The sequence below is a fragment of the Agrobacterium vitis genome (assembly GCF_013426735.1).
Lineage (GTDB): Bacteria > Pseudomonadota > Alphaproteobacteria > Rhizobiales > Rhizobiaceae > Allorhizobium > Allorhizobium vitis_D.
In genome coordinates this window covers 336,338-351,921 of sequence record NZ_AP023274.1, presented here as the reverse complement: position 1 = coordinate 351,921, position 15,584 = coordinate 336,338, and the positions used below count along the sequence as shown (strand labels likewise).

Sequence of the window (15,584 nt, the reverse complement as noted above, 5' to 3'; positions counted from 1 at the left end):
GCCATGCCGCTTCGTAGGGCGCCTGGAGGGGCGCTTCATTCGCCGAGACACAAGCACCCATGGAGGAGAACACGATGCTTGATATCAGCCCAGCCACCAAGATAGACGCGACGTTGTCGAAGCTCGGCAAAGCGCTTGAGAGCGGCGACATTGATGCCGCCATCAACTTGTTTCAGACCGATTGCTATTGGCGCGATCTGGTGACATTCACCTGGAACCTTAAGACACTCGAGGGTCAAGAGCAGATCCGAGAGATGCTGAAGAGCCAGCTTGCCGCCATCACACCCTCGAATTTCGTGCAGGATCCGAAAGAGCCCGCCACTGATGCTGGTGGGATCACTGACGGCTGGTTCGAGTTCGAAACGGGCGTCGCACGCGGTTATGGACATATCCGCCTGAAGGATGGGCGGATCTGGACCCTCTTGACCACCATGACCGAATTGAAGGGCCATGAAGAGCCGAAAGGCATCCGCCGCCCGATGGGTGCCGAGCACGGCCATGACCGTAACCGCATGACCTGGAAAGAAAAGCGCGAGAGCGAGAGCGCCGAACTGGGCTATTCGGTGCAACCCTATGTCGTTATCATCGGTGGTGGCCAGGGAGGCATTGCACTTGGTGCACGGCTTCGCCAGCTGGGTGTGCCGACAATCATCATCGAGAAGAACGAGCGCCCGGGCGACAGCTGGCGCAAGCGCTACAAGTCGCTCTGCCTGCACGACCCCGTCTGGTACGATCATCTGCCTTACATTCCGTTCCCGGAAAACTGGCCCGTCTTCACCCCGAAGGACAAGGTGGGCGACTGGCTGGAAATGTACACCAAGGTCATGGAGTTGAACTACTGGGGCTCCACGACCTGCAAGTCGGCGCAATTCGATGAAGTGACAAAGGAATGGACAGTGATTGTCCAACGCGCCGGCAAGGAGGTCGTGCTCAAGCCAAAGCAGCTGGTGCTGGCGACGGGCATGTCGGGCAAGGCCAACGTGCCGAATTTCCCCGGTCAGGATGTGTTCAAGGGCGAACAGCAGCATTCCTCGCAGCATCCGGGGCCTGATGCCTATGCCGGCAAACGAGTGGTGGTGATCGGCTCCAACAATTCCGCCCACGATATCTGCGCAGCGCTCTGGGAAGCCGGCGCCGATGTCACCATGCTGCAACGGTCATCCACCCATATCGTCAAATCGGGTTCACTGATGGAGATTGGTCTCGGCGATCTCTATTCGGAGAGGGCAGTGCAGGGCGGCATGACCACGCGTAAGGCCGACCTGATTTTTGCGTCCCTGCCCTACCGGATCATGCATGAGTTTCAGATCCCGATTTACAACAGGATTCGTGAACAGGACGCAGATTTTTATAAAGCGCTGAAAGAGGCTGGCTTCATGCTGGACTTCGGCGACGACGAGTCTGGCCTGTTCATGAAATATCTGCGGCGTGGATCGGGCTATTACATCGATGTCGGCGCCTGTGATCTGGTGATTGACGGCTCGATCAAGCTCAAGTCAGGGGTGGACGTGTCGCATCTGACGGAAAACGCCGTCGTGTTGAAGGATGGCACGGAATTGCCAGCGGATCTCGTGGTCTATGCCACCGGCTATGGCTCGATGAACGGCTGGGCGGCCGATCTCATCTCGCGCGACGTCGCTGACAAGGTGGGTAAATGTTGGGGGCTCGGCTCCGATACGACCAAGGACCCGGGTCCCTGGGAAGGAGAACAACGCAACATGTGGAAGCCGACGCAACAGGACGCATTGTGGTTCCACGGCGGCAACCTGCACCAGTCACGACACTATTCGCAATATCTGTCACTGCAGCTGAAAGCTCGTCAGGTCGGTATCGATACGCCCGTCTATGGCATGACCAGACCGCATCATCTGTCGTAAAGCCCATAAGGGGCGCCAGCCTGGCTGGTGCCCCCCTCTATGATTGGTCCCGTAAGGTCGTGATTTTTGGAAATGAAATAGAGATCGGGTAGGGTGACGATCGGAGCCGATGATGCCCCACTTTTTTGCATTTTTTCAAGTAAAATCAGCTGCCTATCGCCCTTTCAACGAGGTCAACCTTCTGTGCTGTTTCACATCTTTACGCCGTGACCATCGTCAGACGGATCGCACGCCAATGATGATTTTTCGGACAGACTCTTAGATTTTAAGGGAATTTCAAATCCATGTCCGGAGCAAGCGTTCACGCTTCGACCAAAAATCCTTTAGCCCTCAGCACGGGCTCAAGATTACTGACTTCAATGACCGACTTCCCCGCCTTATAAGCGGCAATATAGCCAGCTTCAGCGTCTTCCCGGGCTTGGGCAAGTGCGGCAACATCCATCGCCTCCTGTTGGCGGACCACCACCAGACCGTCGGCATCACCGACGATAATGTCGCCCGGGTAAACCGGCTCACCGCAATGACAATCGGGTCGTTCACTGCGGTCAAGGTCTCCTTCACGGTTCCCTTGATGCAAACACTGAGCGAAAATACCGGAAAGCCAAGATCTCGAAGCTGCAAGGTATCGCGCACGCCTTTATCGGTCACCAGGCCACCAATTCCTTTGGCGAGGCAGGCATTGGTCAGAACATCACCGAATGATCCCGCCTCCTCGTATTCGCCGCCGGATACCACAATGATGTCGCCCGGTTGCGCATAATTGATCGCCAGTTGCAGCATGATGTTATCGCGTGGCGCAGACTTGACCGTGAAAGCAGGCCCGCAAAGCTTCATGCGGTAATCAACTGGCTTGATGCTGGAGGAAAGCGCACCACGCCGACCTTGCGCCTCATGCAGGGTCGCAGACGAGAATTTCGCAATCGCATCAATCTCTTCCTGGCTTGGACGCTCGGGAATTTTCTTAATGTGGATCATAGCAACCTCAAAACACCTTTGTTCGATAAGGCGAAACGGCGCAGGTTAACCCCAGCCCTTTCGCCTTCTCCTCCGTTTTAAGAGGCTTGCGTTATGCCAAGAAATATATTGACGATATTTGATATATGAATCCTGTATATCAGGAGCCAGCCTTGGCATTGGATGTGACAAAAATGCGCTATTTTGCGCGTATTGCAGAGCTAATTGTTTAGTCCCGGCCTTTAATGATGTATTATTTTCCCATGCTTGGAGAGATGCACTATGGGACAATTTCTACACGCAAGCGCTAGGACGACTGAGGCAATCCGTCGAGCAATACAAAATAGTCAAAAGAGCCTGATGGCGTTGTCGAAGCGCTATGGGATCAACCCGAAGACGGTGGCGAAATGGAGGAGACGGACATCGGTGGCCGATCTTCCGACCGGCCCGAAAGACCCACACTCGACGGTTCTTTCCCTTGAGGAGGCCGTGATTGTCGCCTTTCGTAGGCACACGCTTCTTCCGCTCGATGATTGCCTCTACGCTCTTCAGCCAACAATCCCGCATCTGACGCGCTCATCCTTACATCGATGCCTGCAACGCCATGACCTCTCCCGTTTGCCGGATGTGGGAGGCGACAAAGAGCCAAAAAAGAAGGTCAAAAACTATCCCATCCCTTGCCCGGCAAGCGATGCTTCGCATCGCTGAGAGGGGGCTACTTTCACATCGATATTGCCGAGGTGCAAACGGCCGAGGGCAAACTCTATCTCTTTGTCGCCATTGATAGAACATCCAAATTCGCCTTTGTGGAACTCTATGCCAAGGCAGGAAAGATGAATGCAGCCCAATTCCTGCGCAATCTGATCAAGGCAGCCCCTTTCCGCATCCACACCGTTTTCACAGATAATGGCATCCAGTTCACCAATCAGGAGCGGTATAAAGACGCCGGCTATCACATCTTCGACCGCGTCTGCGACGAGAACGGCATTGAGCATCGTCTGACCAAGGTGAAGCACCCATGGACCAATGGGCAGGTTGAGCGAATGAACAGGACGATAAAGGACGCAACCGTCAAGCGTTTCTACTACGACGACCAAGAACAGCTCCGAACCCATCTCCAAAGCTTCAGCACGGCGTACAACTTCGCTCGTCGTCTCAAGACCCTCAAGGGCTCACACCCTACGAATTCATCTGCAAACAATGGATAATCTAACCGCAAAGATTCATCATAAATCCAATCCATCAAATGCCGGGACTAAACAGTTAGAGGCCGCGCGCGCGATATCTTCAACCAAGAAGAGATGGCGATGACCAGCCAGATTGTTCACTGCGCGGTCTATAATGCCGGCGTCATCTATGCCCTCCATCTGCGCAGCATCCTGATCCATTGCGACTTCAGTGGACAAGTCGTCAGCACTCGCACTGACTTCTCGGCTGCCGTTGTCGATCGTACCTGCCGCATCAGAGACAGCACACATAGTCTCGGAAAACTGGCTTAGCATTGCGTTGAAATTGGCACGCAGCGTTTCCAACTCAGCAGCAAAGGATTGAACAAGCTGAAAGATGAGGTCGCCGCGATCGAACTGCCTCAGCCACAACTGAATGAGATTGGCTGAAACGCCGTAAGTTCGTTGCGCATCGCGCCGCCCAGTCACGCTGTTTCGAATATCCTGGCAAAGCTGCACCTTGAACGGCGTTGAATGTCATCGATATGGGCCTCAAAACGCCATGCAAGGAACTTCGACAATCAGATGACAGACGCTAAGATTGTCGTTGATATTTACCCTCTTCGATCCGGCAGCTTTTCCTTTTTACTGACCACGCCCAGCAACAGGCAGACCAGATGCAGCACCGGAGCACCGGCTTTTGAGAAGGCGATTTTTTGCAGGGTCGGCCATCTCTTGGCAATGGGGAGCTGTTTGGCGCTGACATGCACTGTCGCGTCGGCCAATCCCGCCGGATCAACGCGCTGCTTAATAAGCCGCATCCATGCGGTAACGTTGCTGTAGCGCGGTCCGAACAATTCGATCAATGGACCCGCCATAAAGCCCATTAGTCCGAGCCTTGGGTTACGGTCCACCATATCAAGGTGTTTGAGGAAGCCCTTCCAACCGGCAGCAATGCCTTTAACGGTCCCTGCCTGCGATGCCAGAATGTTTTCCGTCCACAATTGTCGGCTCTCGGTTGGCCAGACCCAGCAGCCTTCCTTGCCGTCGGCTGCGAAATTGCGGCCGGGCATGCGATCTTTTGCCATAATATCCTCGCTGGCCTTGATCACGTCCGGCAGCAGGTTAAAGGTCTCCATGACCCCAAAGCTGGTGCCGCCGGAACCGGCACCCCGGAAGACGCGGCTGACATAAAGCGACGTCACCAGCGTGCGCAGCAACACTTCCTTGTCCTTCTGTTCAATCGGAATCATCCGCCCGCCGGTGCTCGCGACGATGTGCTGCACCGTCTTCTCCTGATAGGCCGTGTGCCCCGCAGAATGACCGATGGTCAGGATTTGCCAGCCAAATCTGTTTTCCGGGCGCGCACATTCCGGCAGGTCGCCCGCTTCGCGGCGGCGTGCATATTCGGCATTGGTTGCCGTCAGCGTCCAACCGATGTGGTTTGGTGGCATGCGCAGCAGCGCAAAGGCAACGCCTGTGCGGTTCAGGCGAAAGCTGGCGTCGCGCATCTGCTCAATCGTATCCCAGACGGGCAGAAACAGACGCATGTTTGGTTCCAATGCCATGCCCCGCATCGGACTTTGCCCGGTGAGGTTCAAATGCTTAGGCCCCGCCCACGGATAAAGCTTGTAACCAATACGGGTGAATACGCCGAGACCGCCATTTGCGCCAATCAGGCCGCGGATCATGCCGCGCAGGCCCGGCCCCGGCCCCTCCTCGCTGAACCAGTCATCATCGCCACCAAGAGACCCCATGCGAACGATGTCTCCCTGTGGCGTCACCCATTCTATGCCCAGGATATTGCGGAAATTGGCCCCCGTGCTGGCACCGGTAATTCCAACCCCCAGAAAGGATGTGGCCGAAGCCAGCGGCGAATGCGACGGCCCCGCCCCAACGATATGACAGTTGAGCCCCACTTTCATGGCTTCCGCTTGCAACCGGCCTGCTGTGACGTAAGGCTCGATAACAGCCATCTGATTTGCGGCATCCATCTTGATCAGACGGTTCATACGGCAAAGGTCCATCACCACCACATTTTCGCTGGCGCTGAGATAGGTTCCACCATTGCCGGAACTTAACGGACGAAAGGAAAGCCCACGTGCAAGACAGCATTTGATGATAGCTGCCACATCCTCTGCGGAGTTGGGCATAACCACGGCAATCGGCCAGTTTTTAAGAAATTTTGGCCCCGGCATTGAGCCGACACCGCCATTCCAGGCGTAACTGGCGATAAAGCTCGGATCATTGGTGGCATTGTCTTGCCCAACAATGGATTGAAGCGCTTGCAAAACTTCGTTGCGATCGTGAGCCATGGTCATTCTCCAGCCTTATGGGATGCGTCTGGGGCGGATGCGGTCTGCCGGGCGTGGAGATATTCAACCAATCCATAGACCCGGACCGAAGACCCCGCCTCCTGCGCCACCTCTTTCATGTGGCTGCTGCACGCGGTGCAACTGGTCACGAGGAACTCTGCCCCGGTGCTCTCGGCTTCCTGAAGCCGGTTGCGGGCAGCTGCGCGAGCAAAATCGGGGCTTGCCTGTTTGCCACCACCGCCTGCACCGCAGCAGAAGGCGAATTCCCGAATGCGCTCCATTTCCACAATCTCGGCATCCACAGCCCGCAGCAATTGTCGAGGCTCTTCATAGATGCCATTGACCCCAAGGTAGAGCTCGCCTTCCGGCACGCGCATCGGAATGGAATTATAGGCCATCACCGTCTCGCCCTCCCACGGATGGCGCTCTTCGCCCAACCGCCCAAGGCGGCAGGAATCGTGATAGGTGACAGTGTCGCGCTTTTGGCCAGCGGCCACGGTGAGCGGGTTTTCGGCCAGCCACTGCGCGATATGGATGACTTTGATGTTGCCAAGGGAAACACCAAGGCGCGGATAAATATTGCGAAAAGCCGAGAAAGCATCATCGCTATAAACAATAAGCGTGCCTGCCCCGCTCTTGCGGAGCCATTCTGCGGTTTTCCGTGCCAGATCGGCTGCGAGGTTCTGGTCGCCGATATCATAGGCAAGACCACCGCTATCCGGCTCGTCCACGCCGCCAATGACGAAATCGACATCGCGCCGCTGAAGCTCAGAGACGATATGACGGATGAAAGGCCATTCGTCGCGGTCGAAAGCCACATCGCCAACGTGAAAGAGAACGGGTGCCTGATGGGTTTTGGTCTGTTTCAGGGACAGGCCAGCGAACCATTCAACGCGCATTGCGGTGGGCAGACCCCTTGCATTCCCCAGCGTGCGCAGATGCGCCAACATCTCGCGCAGCGGCTCTGGCGCATGCCCGTCTGCCGTCACCTTCTGGCGCAGCGCATAGAGCGAATCGAGCGGCTCAACGAAATCGGCAAGCAATGTCTTGCAGCTGGTATCGCAGCCGCCGCACATGGAACAGGAATAGACATTCTGAATGAAGTCAGGTGTATATTCGACACGGTTATGCAAAAGTGCATAGGCCGCAATGAGCTTGCCACCGGCCGTATGCGAAAAGAATTTGCCGTGCTGAACGCTGGGACAGATTTCCGCAAAATCCTGACTGCGGACTTCCGGGACCCATTTGCAAAAGGTGCAGCGCGTGCAAGAGCCAAGCTTGTCGTGAAGCTTTTCGAGGGTTGGGCTGATATGGGTCATTAGAAGCAAAGCCTCCCTGGATTGAGAATACGGTCCGGATCGAAGATGGATTTCGTCTCGCGCAGCAATGGCTTGACGGTGGGATTGCGGGCAAAGGCCATGTCAGCCCATGCGCCATAGGGGCGGCTGAAAAAGCCGCCCGCAGCGCTACAGGCTTTGGCAAGCTCATCGGCAAGTGCATCAGCTGCCGATGCCTGCTCTATGGATGCCGGATCAAAGGGCAGTACCAATTCCACATGACAGTTGCGGCCATGCAGGCGAGGCTGGACGTAAATTGCAACATTTGCGCCCAAACGTTCCCGCGCCAACGCAATAAATTGCTCTGCACGATCCATTTGGCTGAGAAAAAACACACTGCGATGGCCACCCGCGATGCGGTCCTTGTAGTTGCTGGCCGGCGGATTGGCTTGCAGCTCCGCAATCCGGCTGGCGGAATGCCCGGCCAGATCGGGGCTTGCCGACAGTCCTGCATCCGCGCAGAGTTGGGTGACATCGGCCAGTTGATAGGCAATCTTGTCATCGGGAAAATCACAAGACGCGGTCAGTTGGATGTAGAGCGTGTAAGCGGGCAGGCGCGCAGCAAGATCGGCAATGCGGTCTGGCTCACTCTCCAGCACAGCTGCAAGGTGCAGATTGCTGGCGATAAAACTGGCCATGCCGATACGCCGCCGATGCAGTTCTGCTGAGAGCCGTGCCAGTGGAGCGATACTGTCGGCTCCCACAAAGCGGGCCTCTTCGCGTGCTGGCAGGCGCTCACACAGAATGGCCGCCCAATTGAGAATGGCAAGCGTGCCTTGCGAGCCTTGCACAACGCGCAGAAAATCCGTGCCTGCTGGCCCCATGGCGGTGAGATAGCGCAACCCCGCCTTCCAATGTTCATCAAGGGTACCGCTGATGGCCGCACTGCCGGTGCGAAAGACATCGCCGGTGCCAAACACCAACTGCGCACCGCCGAAGGGGTCCAGCACATCCCATTGCTCAGACGATTGCAGGTTGGGTTCGCGATCCAAATAGCTTGTCAGCACGGATTTTGACGCGCGTGGCAACAGCGGCTTGAAGGCGCGCAGACCCTGGGGTGCCAGCAGCGCATCGATAGCGCCGAAGGTGACGCCCGGCTCAATCACCGCCACCGCATCCTGTTGATCGATCTGTAACAGATGGTTCATGCCACTGAGATCGACAAACACGGTGGGCCGTTCTGCCGTTGCACCGCGCAGCCGCGCGCCGCTGCTGGAGCTGAACGTGGTCAGGGCCGTGCCGGTTTTCCGCGCCCAGCCGATAACGGCAACGATCTCCTCCGTGCTGCGCGGTCGCACGACCGCCAGCGGCGGAGCCTCGCGGCCCGATGGGTTTGCGGGCATGTAGGGTGCGAGGCTGGCCTCCTCGGCGTCAAGCCCAATCGCACGCAGGCTTGCCACATCGGCACGCCGGATAAGCTTCTGCCGCACAGCGGCAAGGCTAGCAGTTGCTGCCATGGTGTGATGTCCTTATATTTTGGATAGGGTGCAGGTGCCCGCCCCGCAAAGGGGAATGATGGCAGGTGCCGCATAAGGTTTGGGTGTCGCGCCGGGCGGGGCTTGCATATTTTTCAGCACACAGATAGCCGCCCGCGTCCCTCGTAAAGGGCCACAGCACATTTGACTCTCCTCCCATTTCAAGCCAATGGCACTCTTTATAATTGTTGCCTCATGATAGGCATGCCGCTTGAATATAGTCAAGTGACTTGACCATAAAATCATCAAAGCATGCGTTGAGATTTCCAATCGAAGCCATTAAAGACGAAAAGGAAAGTACGGCGAGGGTGCGGCCAGCAGCCTTAAATGGCCGAACATCTCCATCATAAAACCGACCCGCTCACCTTAACGCCTTGCAAATCAATGGGAATCACAGAGGACTGACGAAGCAACCTCCAAGCAGGCCACGCAACTTCACCGGCAAAAGCCTCTCGAAGAAGATTCCGACGGCAGCAGCAATGACAAGCAAACAAAGGGTAAATGCACGAATGAATTCGAAAACCCCTCCCTTACTTCCGCGTTTTCTGCGTGCGATCTACTGGTTTGACGAAGCGCTGAGAGCTTCCCAAGAGTTGCAAGGGCAAACACCGGTCACACGGGCGCAGGCCATGCTTCTGATCAATATCGCCCTTGGGGAGCGGCGTCCGACGCGCTTGGCGCGTACCATGGGCGTCACCAAACAAGCGGTCAGCCTTATGCTGGGAGACCTGACCGCAGCGGGCTACATTTTTATCAAGCCAGACCCAGAAGATGCACGCGCATCACTCATTGAGTTCAGCCCGCAAGGTCAGACTGAATTGGAGAATATCTTTGCCACGCTGGAGCACCTCGAAGACCATCTGGCAACGGTTTTAGGTCAGGACCGAATGTCCGTCCTGCGGGCCGCATTGGGGATGGACTGGGGCACGCCACCCGCATTGGGATCCAAAGAGGCCCACACGCCTGATGCGACGGAAAGCGCGATCCAGAAAAAATGATGCCGACCGGCTTCATGGAATTGGGAGCGAATAGGGCTATTGCCGTGAAGTAAATATTATAGTCAATCTAATTGACTATTTTCAAAATGCCGATATCTTCTCTGTGAGATGTTTTTGAAACACACAAAAACATACCTCTGGGAGGAGAAAAAATGTCTGTGTTTCTACGGTATGATGCCGCGCCCTTTGGCGCGGGCGCTAAAGTTTTGATCTGTCCCCGTTTGATATTGCAATGGGCCGGTCTATTCCGAACGCTTGATTTGCGGCAGCTTGGCAAGCGGTTGGCAGCGATGCTCTGTCCCCAGCAGCCTATATTGGCTCAGCGCCCGATTGGTGAACTCTCCGCAGGCGGGAGGATCGCATGACCAATCTTGATACAAAGGGTACCCGCACAGCCCTTATTGTCGGTCATGCGGCCGGTATGATCGATATGGTCTCTCTTCCCATTTGGGTCGGTGGACTGGTCGGTGGCTATGGCTATTCATCCGCTCAAGCCGGAGGACTTGTCACCACATTTCTGATTGGGGTGGTGATTGCCAGTTGCGGCCTTGCGCCGCTTTTCCATCGCTTTTCCATGCGTTGGGTGCCCGGTGCAGGCTTTAGCGGGGCTGCGCTGGCGTTCGCAGCACTCTGGATGGCATCAGGTTTCGGCAATTTTCTCGCACTTCACCTCTGTGCCGGTCTTTGCATCGGCACGGCTTTGTCAGCGGTTCATGGAACCATTGGCCGCACAAGCAATGCTCATCGCACATTTGCTTATGCCACCATTGGCTTTGGCATCTTCAGCGTTATCTTCATGGGCTTTGCCACGCAGGTGATTGCCGCAACGCAGCCACGCAACCTGTTCTTGATTTTTGCCGGGGTTATGGCGATCGCTGCCGCAGTCAATTGGTTGCTTTTCCCCCACAGCGCCACCATGCCGAAGGCGGAGAAAAAACCATCGCCCAATTCCGGTCGCGTGCCGCGTTTTGAACCCGTCGTCTGGTTTCTCATCGCCGCTCTGCTGGGCATGAACTTCAATCAGGCCATGAATTTCAGCTTTGTTGAGCGCATTGCCAGTGACCATGATTGGCCAACATCCACCATCAACGGCATTCTTGTGGGCGTTGCCTTTCTCAGCCTCATTCCGGCCCCGCTCGCAGTGTTTTTTGAAAAAAAGCTTCATCCGGTTTATGTGGGCATAGTAGGCGTGCTGCTTCAGGCCGCTCTTTCGCTGGGCATAACCCATGCGCTCGACGTTCCCGGTTTTGCCGCCTCGGCAATCTTCATTCCCTTTGTCATGATCTTCTCGCACACATTTCTCTTCGGACTCATGTCGCGCGTGGAACCAACTGGCCGAGCAGTGGCGGCCAATCCGGCCATTACCATGGGCGGCGGAGCGCTTGGGCCTCTGGTTGGCGGCATTCTGGTCCAGACAATGGGCTATCATGGCCTCAGCCTTGCAACCGGTCTGGTGGCCACCTGTGTTGTGGCCGGACTAATGCTGGTGCTGATGCGCCTGTTGGCGTCGCACACCAACGCCACACCGGCCATTGTGACCCGTCACGACCAATAGGCTTAAGCCTGCAAGGCAAATGCCGCGTGTCCAAAAGCCACGCAACAACAAAGACATCTGGAGTGAGCCGGGCCGAAGAAAAACCTGACGGATTCCAGACCTGAACTTCACACAAACAGCAGCGTCGAAACGTCCCGGTATAACCCGGCGGCGCATCCTATCCATTTGTCTCTGGGGGAGAAAAATGAAAACCCATCTCAAGCAACTTGTTATCCTCAGTGCTGCATACGGAGTGCTGGCAAGCGGACTTACCGCTGTGGCAGCCGATGCCAATACACCTTCCGATCCGTCCGTCGCGAAGGCCACGGATCCGCAGGCCCCTCCTCCCGGCCCCTTGAGCGGCCTTGGACACACGCTCCATGACGCCGGTTTTGATGTCCGCATCAATTTCGTCAATCTCTATGCAAATGCGTCAGATTTCGGGTTTGATCCGGGCCATTCTGGCAACTTCGGCTTTCTGATGTTCGACACGACATACCATCTATCCGACATGTTCAAGATCAACTGGCAGGAAACGGTTAACATTCCCAGACACAATGCCAATCAGTATCTGTTTCAAGTCTCGAATGCCTTTTACGCTACGGACCCTTCTCTCGATAGTTCAACCGATCTTACACGCCTTACCCTTCAGGGGGATTTTTTTGACGGAAAGCTGGAGGTCGAGGGCGGTCGGCTCAACATGTGGCCGGAGTTTTTCAGGTCAGAGTTCTGCGGTGGCAAGGGGTGCATCTCGCAAACCCGTGCGTTGGTGTTAAGCGCTCCCGGCAACACCGTTGCGCAATGGGGTGGCCGCGTTGGCTACAATTTAACGCCGGATCTCTCCCTCGGTGGCGTCATCACCGAGAACAACACAGAAAACTGGCAGACAGGATCGGGCTGGAACTGGGGGAGAGGCGATTCTGACGGTTATACCGCCGTGGTCCACCTCGCCCAGCGGCAAAATTTTCTGGAGACAGCGAAGCCGCTTAACTATGAAATTGGTGGTTATCGAAGCTCTGCATCCTACACGGACGCGCTATACGGCACAGGCTGGGGCAATCCAACCTTTGGCGCGAACCAGACAGTGATCGAACATGACGGGGGATCAAACGGGGTTTTTGCTCAGGTTCGAAAAGTTCTCTGGAGTGATCCCGATGGAAGCCCCTTCCCCGAAAACATCGCGGTCTCAGGCGGCATCTTCCACACGTTCGGAGACGGTCAATCCTATCCGTGGGAAGCTTATGGCAGCATTGAATATGGCGGCTTCTGGAAAGCTAACCCCCTGACATCGATTGGCGCGACGGTTCACTATATTGGCCTCAGTGAAAAACGTGCCCAATACGAAACCAACGCGCGCCGGTTTTTGACAGGCATCTACGACCGGCAGCCGCGAGATACCTTCCAGTTCGATCTGCACGGGCGCACAGGAATAGGCCCCGCTGGATTTCTTGAGTTTGGGGCATCTTACGTCAAGGATCCCAACACAACCTATCTTGCAGACTATTCCACCTCAAGAATGAAGAACGGCTGGACCATCTATGCAGCCATTGTCTTCGACCTCGGAACCACTCTGGGGCTATCACCCCCGCCCCAACCCTAAACCTTTCCGCTCTCTTCCCAAGCCTGCAACAAGAGGTCGGACTGTCATTTGTCTTCACTGGCAAGTTCACTCGCGGGTTTCTAAGCCAGGCTTAGAAACCCGCGAGTGAACTTGGAGAAGCCGACACATCGTCCGCTCCGAAAACTGCAGGCAATGAACACCTACTTCAATTTGCATCCTTGGCGAAGAACACGGGCGTTTGGGCTCACTATGACCGCAGGGGCTGGGTGCTTACAGGTTCTGCACGTTTTTCAACATGATCCGCATCACCCGGATGGTTGCCTCGAGGTCCTGGGGATCTGCACCCTCAATCAATGTTTCCTCACGCGCGAGCGCGGTCCGCATGATCTCTTCGTGAAGGTCATAGCCCCTCTGGTTCAGGCGCCAGCGCTTCTTGCGCGGGTCCGTCTCCGAGACCTCCGAGTCGAGATAGCCCTGCTCATCGAGCGTCGCTAGAGCGCGGCTTGCGGCGGCCTTGTCAAGATTGATGACATCACAGATGCGCCCCGCCGTGATGTTGGGCTCGATCGCCAGCATGGATACCGCGCGCCACTCGCTGATACCGATGCCGAAGCGCTCACGGTAAACGCTTGAGGCCCCACGCGACAGGGCATTGTTGATGCTGGACAAGAAGAAGGGCGTGTAATTCGAGATATCAAGAATTTCGACGCCATCGCGTGTGGTCGTCGGACTGGATATGCGGTCTTGCGGGCAGCGTGCTCCAGCTTTCACCCGCACGCTTGTTGGCCTCTTGGCAGATGTCATGCGGCGCGTGCTTTCCTCGATTTCGCCAGTGCCGTGATATCATAGTTGCATTGCACAAGCTCATCGGCTGTCACCCCTTCTGGCGACTTTAGAAGCTGACGTGCGGCCATGTGCTCGGCTGCGGCATTGACCGTCTCCACTGCACGCAATTTGCCCGATTTGAAGCGAAATACAAGCCTTCGCCCGTTTTCACCTTCAAGGGGATGATCCTCATCGCCCGATACCGCAAGACCTGCAATCTGCAACTTCCATGGCCCCTGATCGCTCCAGAACCAAGGCAAGGCCTCATAGGGTTCGGATTTTCCCGTGAGCCGGCGGGCTATTGTTCGGGCGTGGTCGGTGGCGGCCTGGACGGATTCAAGCCGCGTCAACTCCCCCGTGACCGGATCTGGAAAGGCTGCACAGGCGCCGAGGCCCGAAATGGCTGGATCGGCGGTGAGAAGATACGCATCCACAGCGATACCGTTGGCAATCTCAAGCCCAGCGTTTCTGGCAAGTTCCACATTGGGTCGCACGCCAACAGCAAGCAGCACCATGTCACCGGGAACAATTGCTCCGCTAAGAAGGCGAACACCCACAACTCCGCCATTCGCACTCCGCAGGATCTCATTGACGGGGTCCCCGAAGTGCAGCGACACGCCGTGCATCTCGTGGAAGGTCTGAAAGAATCCGGACATAGCGCGAGAAACGGCACGAGCCATAAGGCGTTCCGTTGCCTCGACGACGGTGACGGAGTGGCCGATGGATGCCGCAACAGCGGCGAATTCGAGGCCGATAAAGCCGCCCCCGATCACGACAGGGTGGCGACGACCCCGCGCGAGAGCTTCGCGCAGGGCATCCGCATCGGCTGCGGTGCGCAAGGCGAAGACGTCGCTCCCCTCCAGGCCACGGATCGGCGGGCTGAGGTTACGCGCGCCGGTTGCCAGCACGAGCTGGTCATAGCCGATCCGGGCACCGCTCTTGGTCGCTACAGTTCGCGTCACCCGATCGATATGAATGGCCGGGTCCCCGGCTATCAGGCCGATTTTGTTTCGGTGAAAGAAGCTGTCGGGCTTCAGCTCAATGCTCTCGGCACGGCCATCTTTTAAATAAGCCTTGGAAAGCGGCGGACGCTGGTAAGGCAGGCCTGTTTCCTCTCCGATCAAGGTGATCTCCCCGGAAAACCCCTCCTGACGAAGGCTCGCAGCCAACTGGAACCCTCCCTGACCGGAGCCAATGATGACCACCTGGTTCATGTTTGGCTCTCCGGAAGATGGATGACGAGACCATCGAGATGTGGTTGGATGCGAATCTGGCACGAGAGACGGCTGGATGGCCTTACTGCGCAGATGGCGCTCTCCAGCATATCCTCCTCTCCATCAGCGCGAACGCCAACGGTTTCGACCCACCTGTCATCGACATAGCAATGACAGGTTGCGCACATCATGGAGCCGCCGCATTCACCGATGATGCCATCGATATCGTTCGTAAGTGCCACGCGCATGACGCTATCACCGTCGGCGGCATCGACAACCGATTGCGCGCCGTTATGGGAGATGAAAGTGATCCTGGTCATGTGATCTC

The 15,584-nt window shown here is 56.4% G+C and carries 11 protein-coding genes and 2 pseudogenes; 5 read left to right on the top strand and 8 right to left on the bottom strand.

From position 1 onward, the window contains the following. The first annotated feature begins 74 nt into the window (after positions 1-74). Positions 75-1,877 carry an NAD(P)/FAD-dependent oxidoreductase gene (locus H1Y61_RS23755; RefSeq protein ID WP_180575325.1) on the top strand — a complete coding sequence of 601 codons (1,803 nt, stop codon included), beginning with the start codon at positions 75-77 and terminating at the stop codon, positions 1,875-1,877. Between the two features lie 301 nt (positions 1,878-2,178). Here H1Y61_RS23755 and H1Y61_RS23750 read toward each other — a convergent pair. After that, positions 2,179-2,852, bottom strand: a pseudogene (locus H1Y61_RS23750) (4-carboxy-4-hydroxy-2-oxoadipate aldolase/oxaloacetate decarboxylase). 261 nt (positions 2,853-3,113) lie between these two features. On the opposite strand from H1Y61_RS23750, the pseudogene H1Y61_RS23745 reads away from it, so the two are divergent. Then, positions 3,114-4,044: pseudogene (locus H1Y61_RS23745) on the top strand (IS481 family transposase). Positions 4,045-4,057: 13 nt separating this feature from the next. Here H1Y61_RS23745 and H1Y61_RS26790 read toward each other — a convergent pair. From H1Y61_RS26790 to H1Y61_RS23725, 4 genes are all read right to left on the bottom strand, one after another. Beyond that, positions 4,058-4,486: a methyl-accepting chemotaxis protein gene (locus H1Y61_RS26790; protein WP_235680972.1), complete on the bottom strand. Its 429-nt coding sequence runs from the start codon at positions 4,484-4,486 to the stop codon at positions 4,058-4,060. 125 nt (positions 4,487-4,611) lie between these two features. Continuing rightward, positions 4,612-6,312, bottom strand: a complete 1,701-nt coding sequence (locus H1Y61_RS23735) for an FAD-binding oxidoreductase (protein WP_180575324.1) — start codon at positions 6,310-6,312, stop codon at positions 4,612-4,614. A 2-nt stretch (positions 6,313-6,314) separates the two neighbouring features. Then, positions 6,315-7,631, bottom strand: coding sequence for a (Fe-S)-binding protein (locus tag H1Y61_RS23730; RefSeq protein WP_180575323.1), 1,317 nt, complete (start codon positions 7,629-7,631; stop codon positions 6,315-6,317). After that, positions 7,631-9,106 carry an FAD-binding oxidoreductase gene (locus H1Y61_RS23725; RefSeq protein WP_180575322.1) on the bottom strand — a complete coding sequence of 492 codons (1,476 nt, stop codon included), beginning with the start codon at positions 9,104-9,106 and terminating at the stop codon, positions 7,631-7,633. The genes H1Y61_RS23730 and H1Y61_RS23725 overlap by 1 nt, the downstream gene beginning before the upstream one ends. 527 nt (positions 9,107-9,633) lie before the next feature. On the opposite strand from H1Y61_RS23725, the gene H1Y61_RS23720 reads away from it, so the two are divergent. The 3 genes from H1Y61_RS23720 (at position 9,634) to H1Y61_RS23710 (ending at position 13,256) form a co-directional block, all read left to right on the top strand. Next, positions 9,634-10,122, top strand: coding sequence for a MarR family winged helix-turn-helix transcriptional regulator (locus H1Y61_RS23720; protein WP_180575321.1), 489 nt, complete (start codon positions 9,634-9,636; stop codon positions 10,120-10,122). 361 nt (positions 10,123-10,483) lie between these two features. Next, positions 10,484-11,677 carry an MFS transporter gene (locus H1Y61_RS23715; protein WP_071203481.1) on the top strand — a complete coding sequence of 398 codons (1,194 nt, stop codon included), beginning with the start codon at positions 10,484-10,486 and terminating at the stop codon, positions 11,675-11,677. A gap of 184 nt (positions 11,678-11,861) precedes the next feature. Then, entirely contained in the window at positions 11,862-13,256 is a 1,395-nt protein-coding gene (locus H1Y61_RS23710) for a carbohydrate porin (protein ID WP_156555645.1), read from the top strand. A 231-nt stretch (positions 13,257-13,487) separates the two neighbouring features. Here the strand turns inward: H1Y61_RS23710 and H1Y61_RS23705 are convergent, their stop codons facing one another. Genes H1Y61_RS23705 through H1Y61_RS23695 form a run of 3 tightly spaced genes read right to left on the bottom strand, consistent with a single transcriptional unit; the run spans position 13,488 to position 15,576 of the window. Next, positions 13,488-14,021, bottom strand: a complete 534-nt coding sequence (locus H1Y61_RS23705; RefSeq protein ID WP_180217080.1) for a MarR family winged helix-turn-helix transcriptional regulator — start codon at positions 14,019-14,021, stop codon at positions 13,488-13,490. Beyond that, entirely contained in the window at positions 14,018-15,256 is a 1,239-nt protein-coding gene (locus tag H1Y61_RS23700; protein WP_174113738.1) for an NAD(P)/FAD-dependent oxidoreductase, read from the bottom strand. Before H1Y61_RS23700 ends, H1Y61_RS23705 begins: the two co-directional genes overlap by 4 nt. Continuing rightward, positions 15,253-15,576, bottom strand: coding sequence for a 2Fe-2S iron-sulfur cluster-binding protein (locus H1Y61_RS23695; RefSeq protein ID WP_174113739.1), 324 nt, complete (start codon positions 15,574-15,576; stop codon positions 15,253-15,255). The genes H1Y61_RS23700 and H1Y61_RS23695 overlap by 4 nt, the downstream gene beginning before the upstream one ends. Positions 15,577-15,584 lie beyond the last annotated feature (8 nt).

What these genes read in the sequence shown, in the direction of transcription:
- H1Y61_RS23755 (WP_180575325.1), top strand. Translation starts at nt 75, where the DNA reads ATGCTTGATATCAGCCCAGCCACCAAGATAGACGCGACGTTGTCGAAG.
- H1Y61_RS23735 (WP_180575324.1), bottom strand. Translation starts at nt 6,312, where the DNA reads ATGGCTCACGATCGCAACGAAGTTTTGCAAGCGCTTCAATCCATTGTT.
- H1Y61_RS23730 (WP_180575323.1), bottom strand. Translation starts at nt 7,631, where the DNA reads ATGACCCATATCAGCCCAACCCTCGAAAAGCTTCACGACAAGCTTGGC.
- H1Y61_RS23725 (WP_180575322.1), bottom strand. Translation starts at nt 9,106, where the DNA reads ATGGCAGCAACTGCTAGCCTTGCCGCTGTGCGGCAGAAGCTTATCCGG.
- H1Y61_RS23720 (WP_180575321.1), top strand. Translation starts at nt 9,634, where the DNA reads ATGAATTCGAAAACCCCTCCCTTACTTCCGCGTTTTCTGCGTGCGATC.
- H1Y61_RS23715 (WP_071203481.1), top strand. Translation starts at nt 10,484, where the DNA reads ATGACCAATCTTGATACAAAGGGTACCCGCACAGCCCTTATTGTCGGT.
- H1Y61_RS23710 (WP_156555645.1), top strand. Translation starts at nt 11,862, where the DNA reads ATGAAAACCCATCTCAAGCAACTTGTTATCCTCAGTGCTGCATACGGA.
- H1Y61_RS23705 (WP_180217080.1), bottom strand. Translation starts at nt 14,021, where the DNA reads ATGACATCTGCCAAGAGGCCAACAAGCGTGCGGGTGAAAGCTGGAGCA.
- H1Y61_RS23700 (WP_174113738.1), bottom strand. Translation starts at nt 15,256, where the DNA reads ATGAACCAGGTGGTCATCATTGGCTCCGGTCAGGGAGGGTTCCAGTTG.
- H1Y61_RS23695 (WP_174113739.1), bottom strand. Translation starts at nt 15,576, where the DNA reads ATGACCAGGATCACTTTCATCTCCCATAACGGCGCGCAATCGGTTGTC.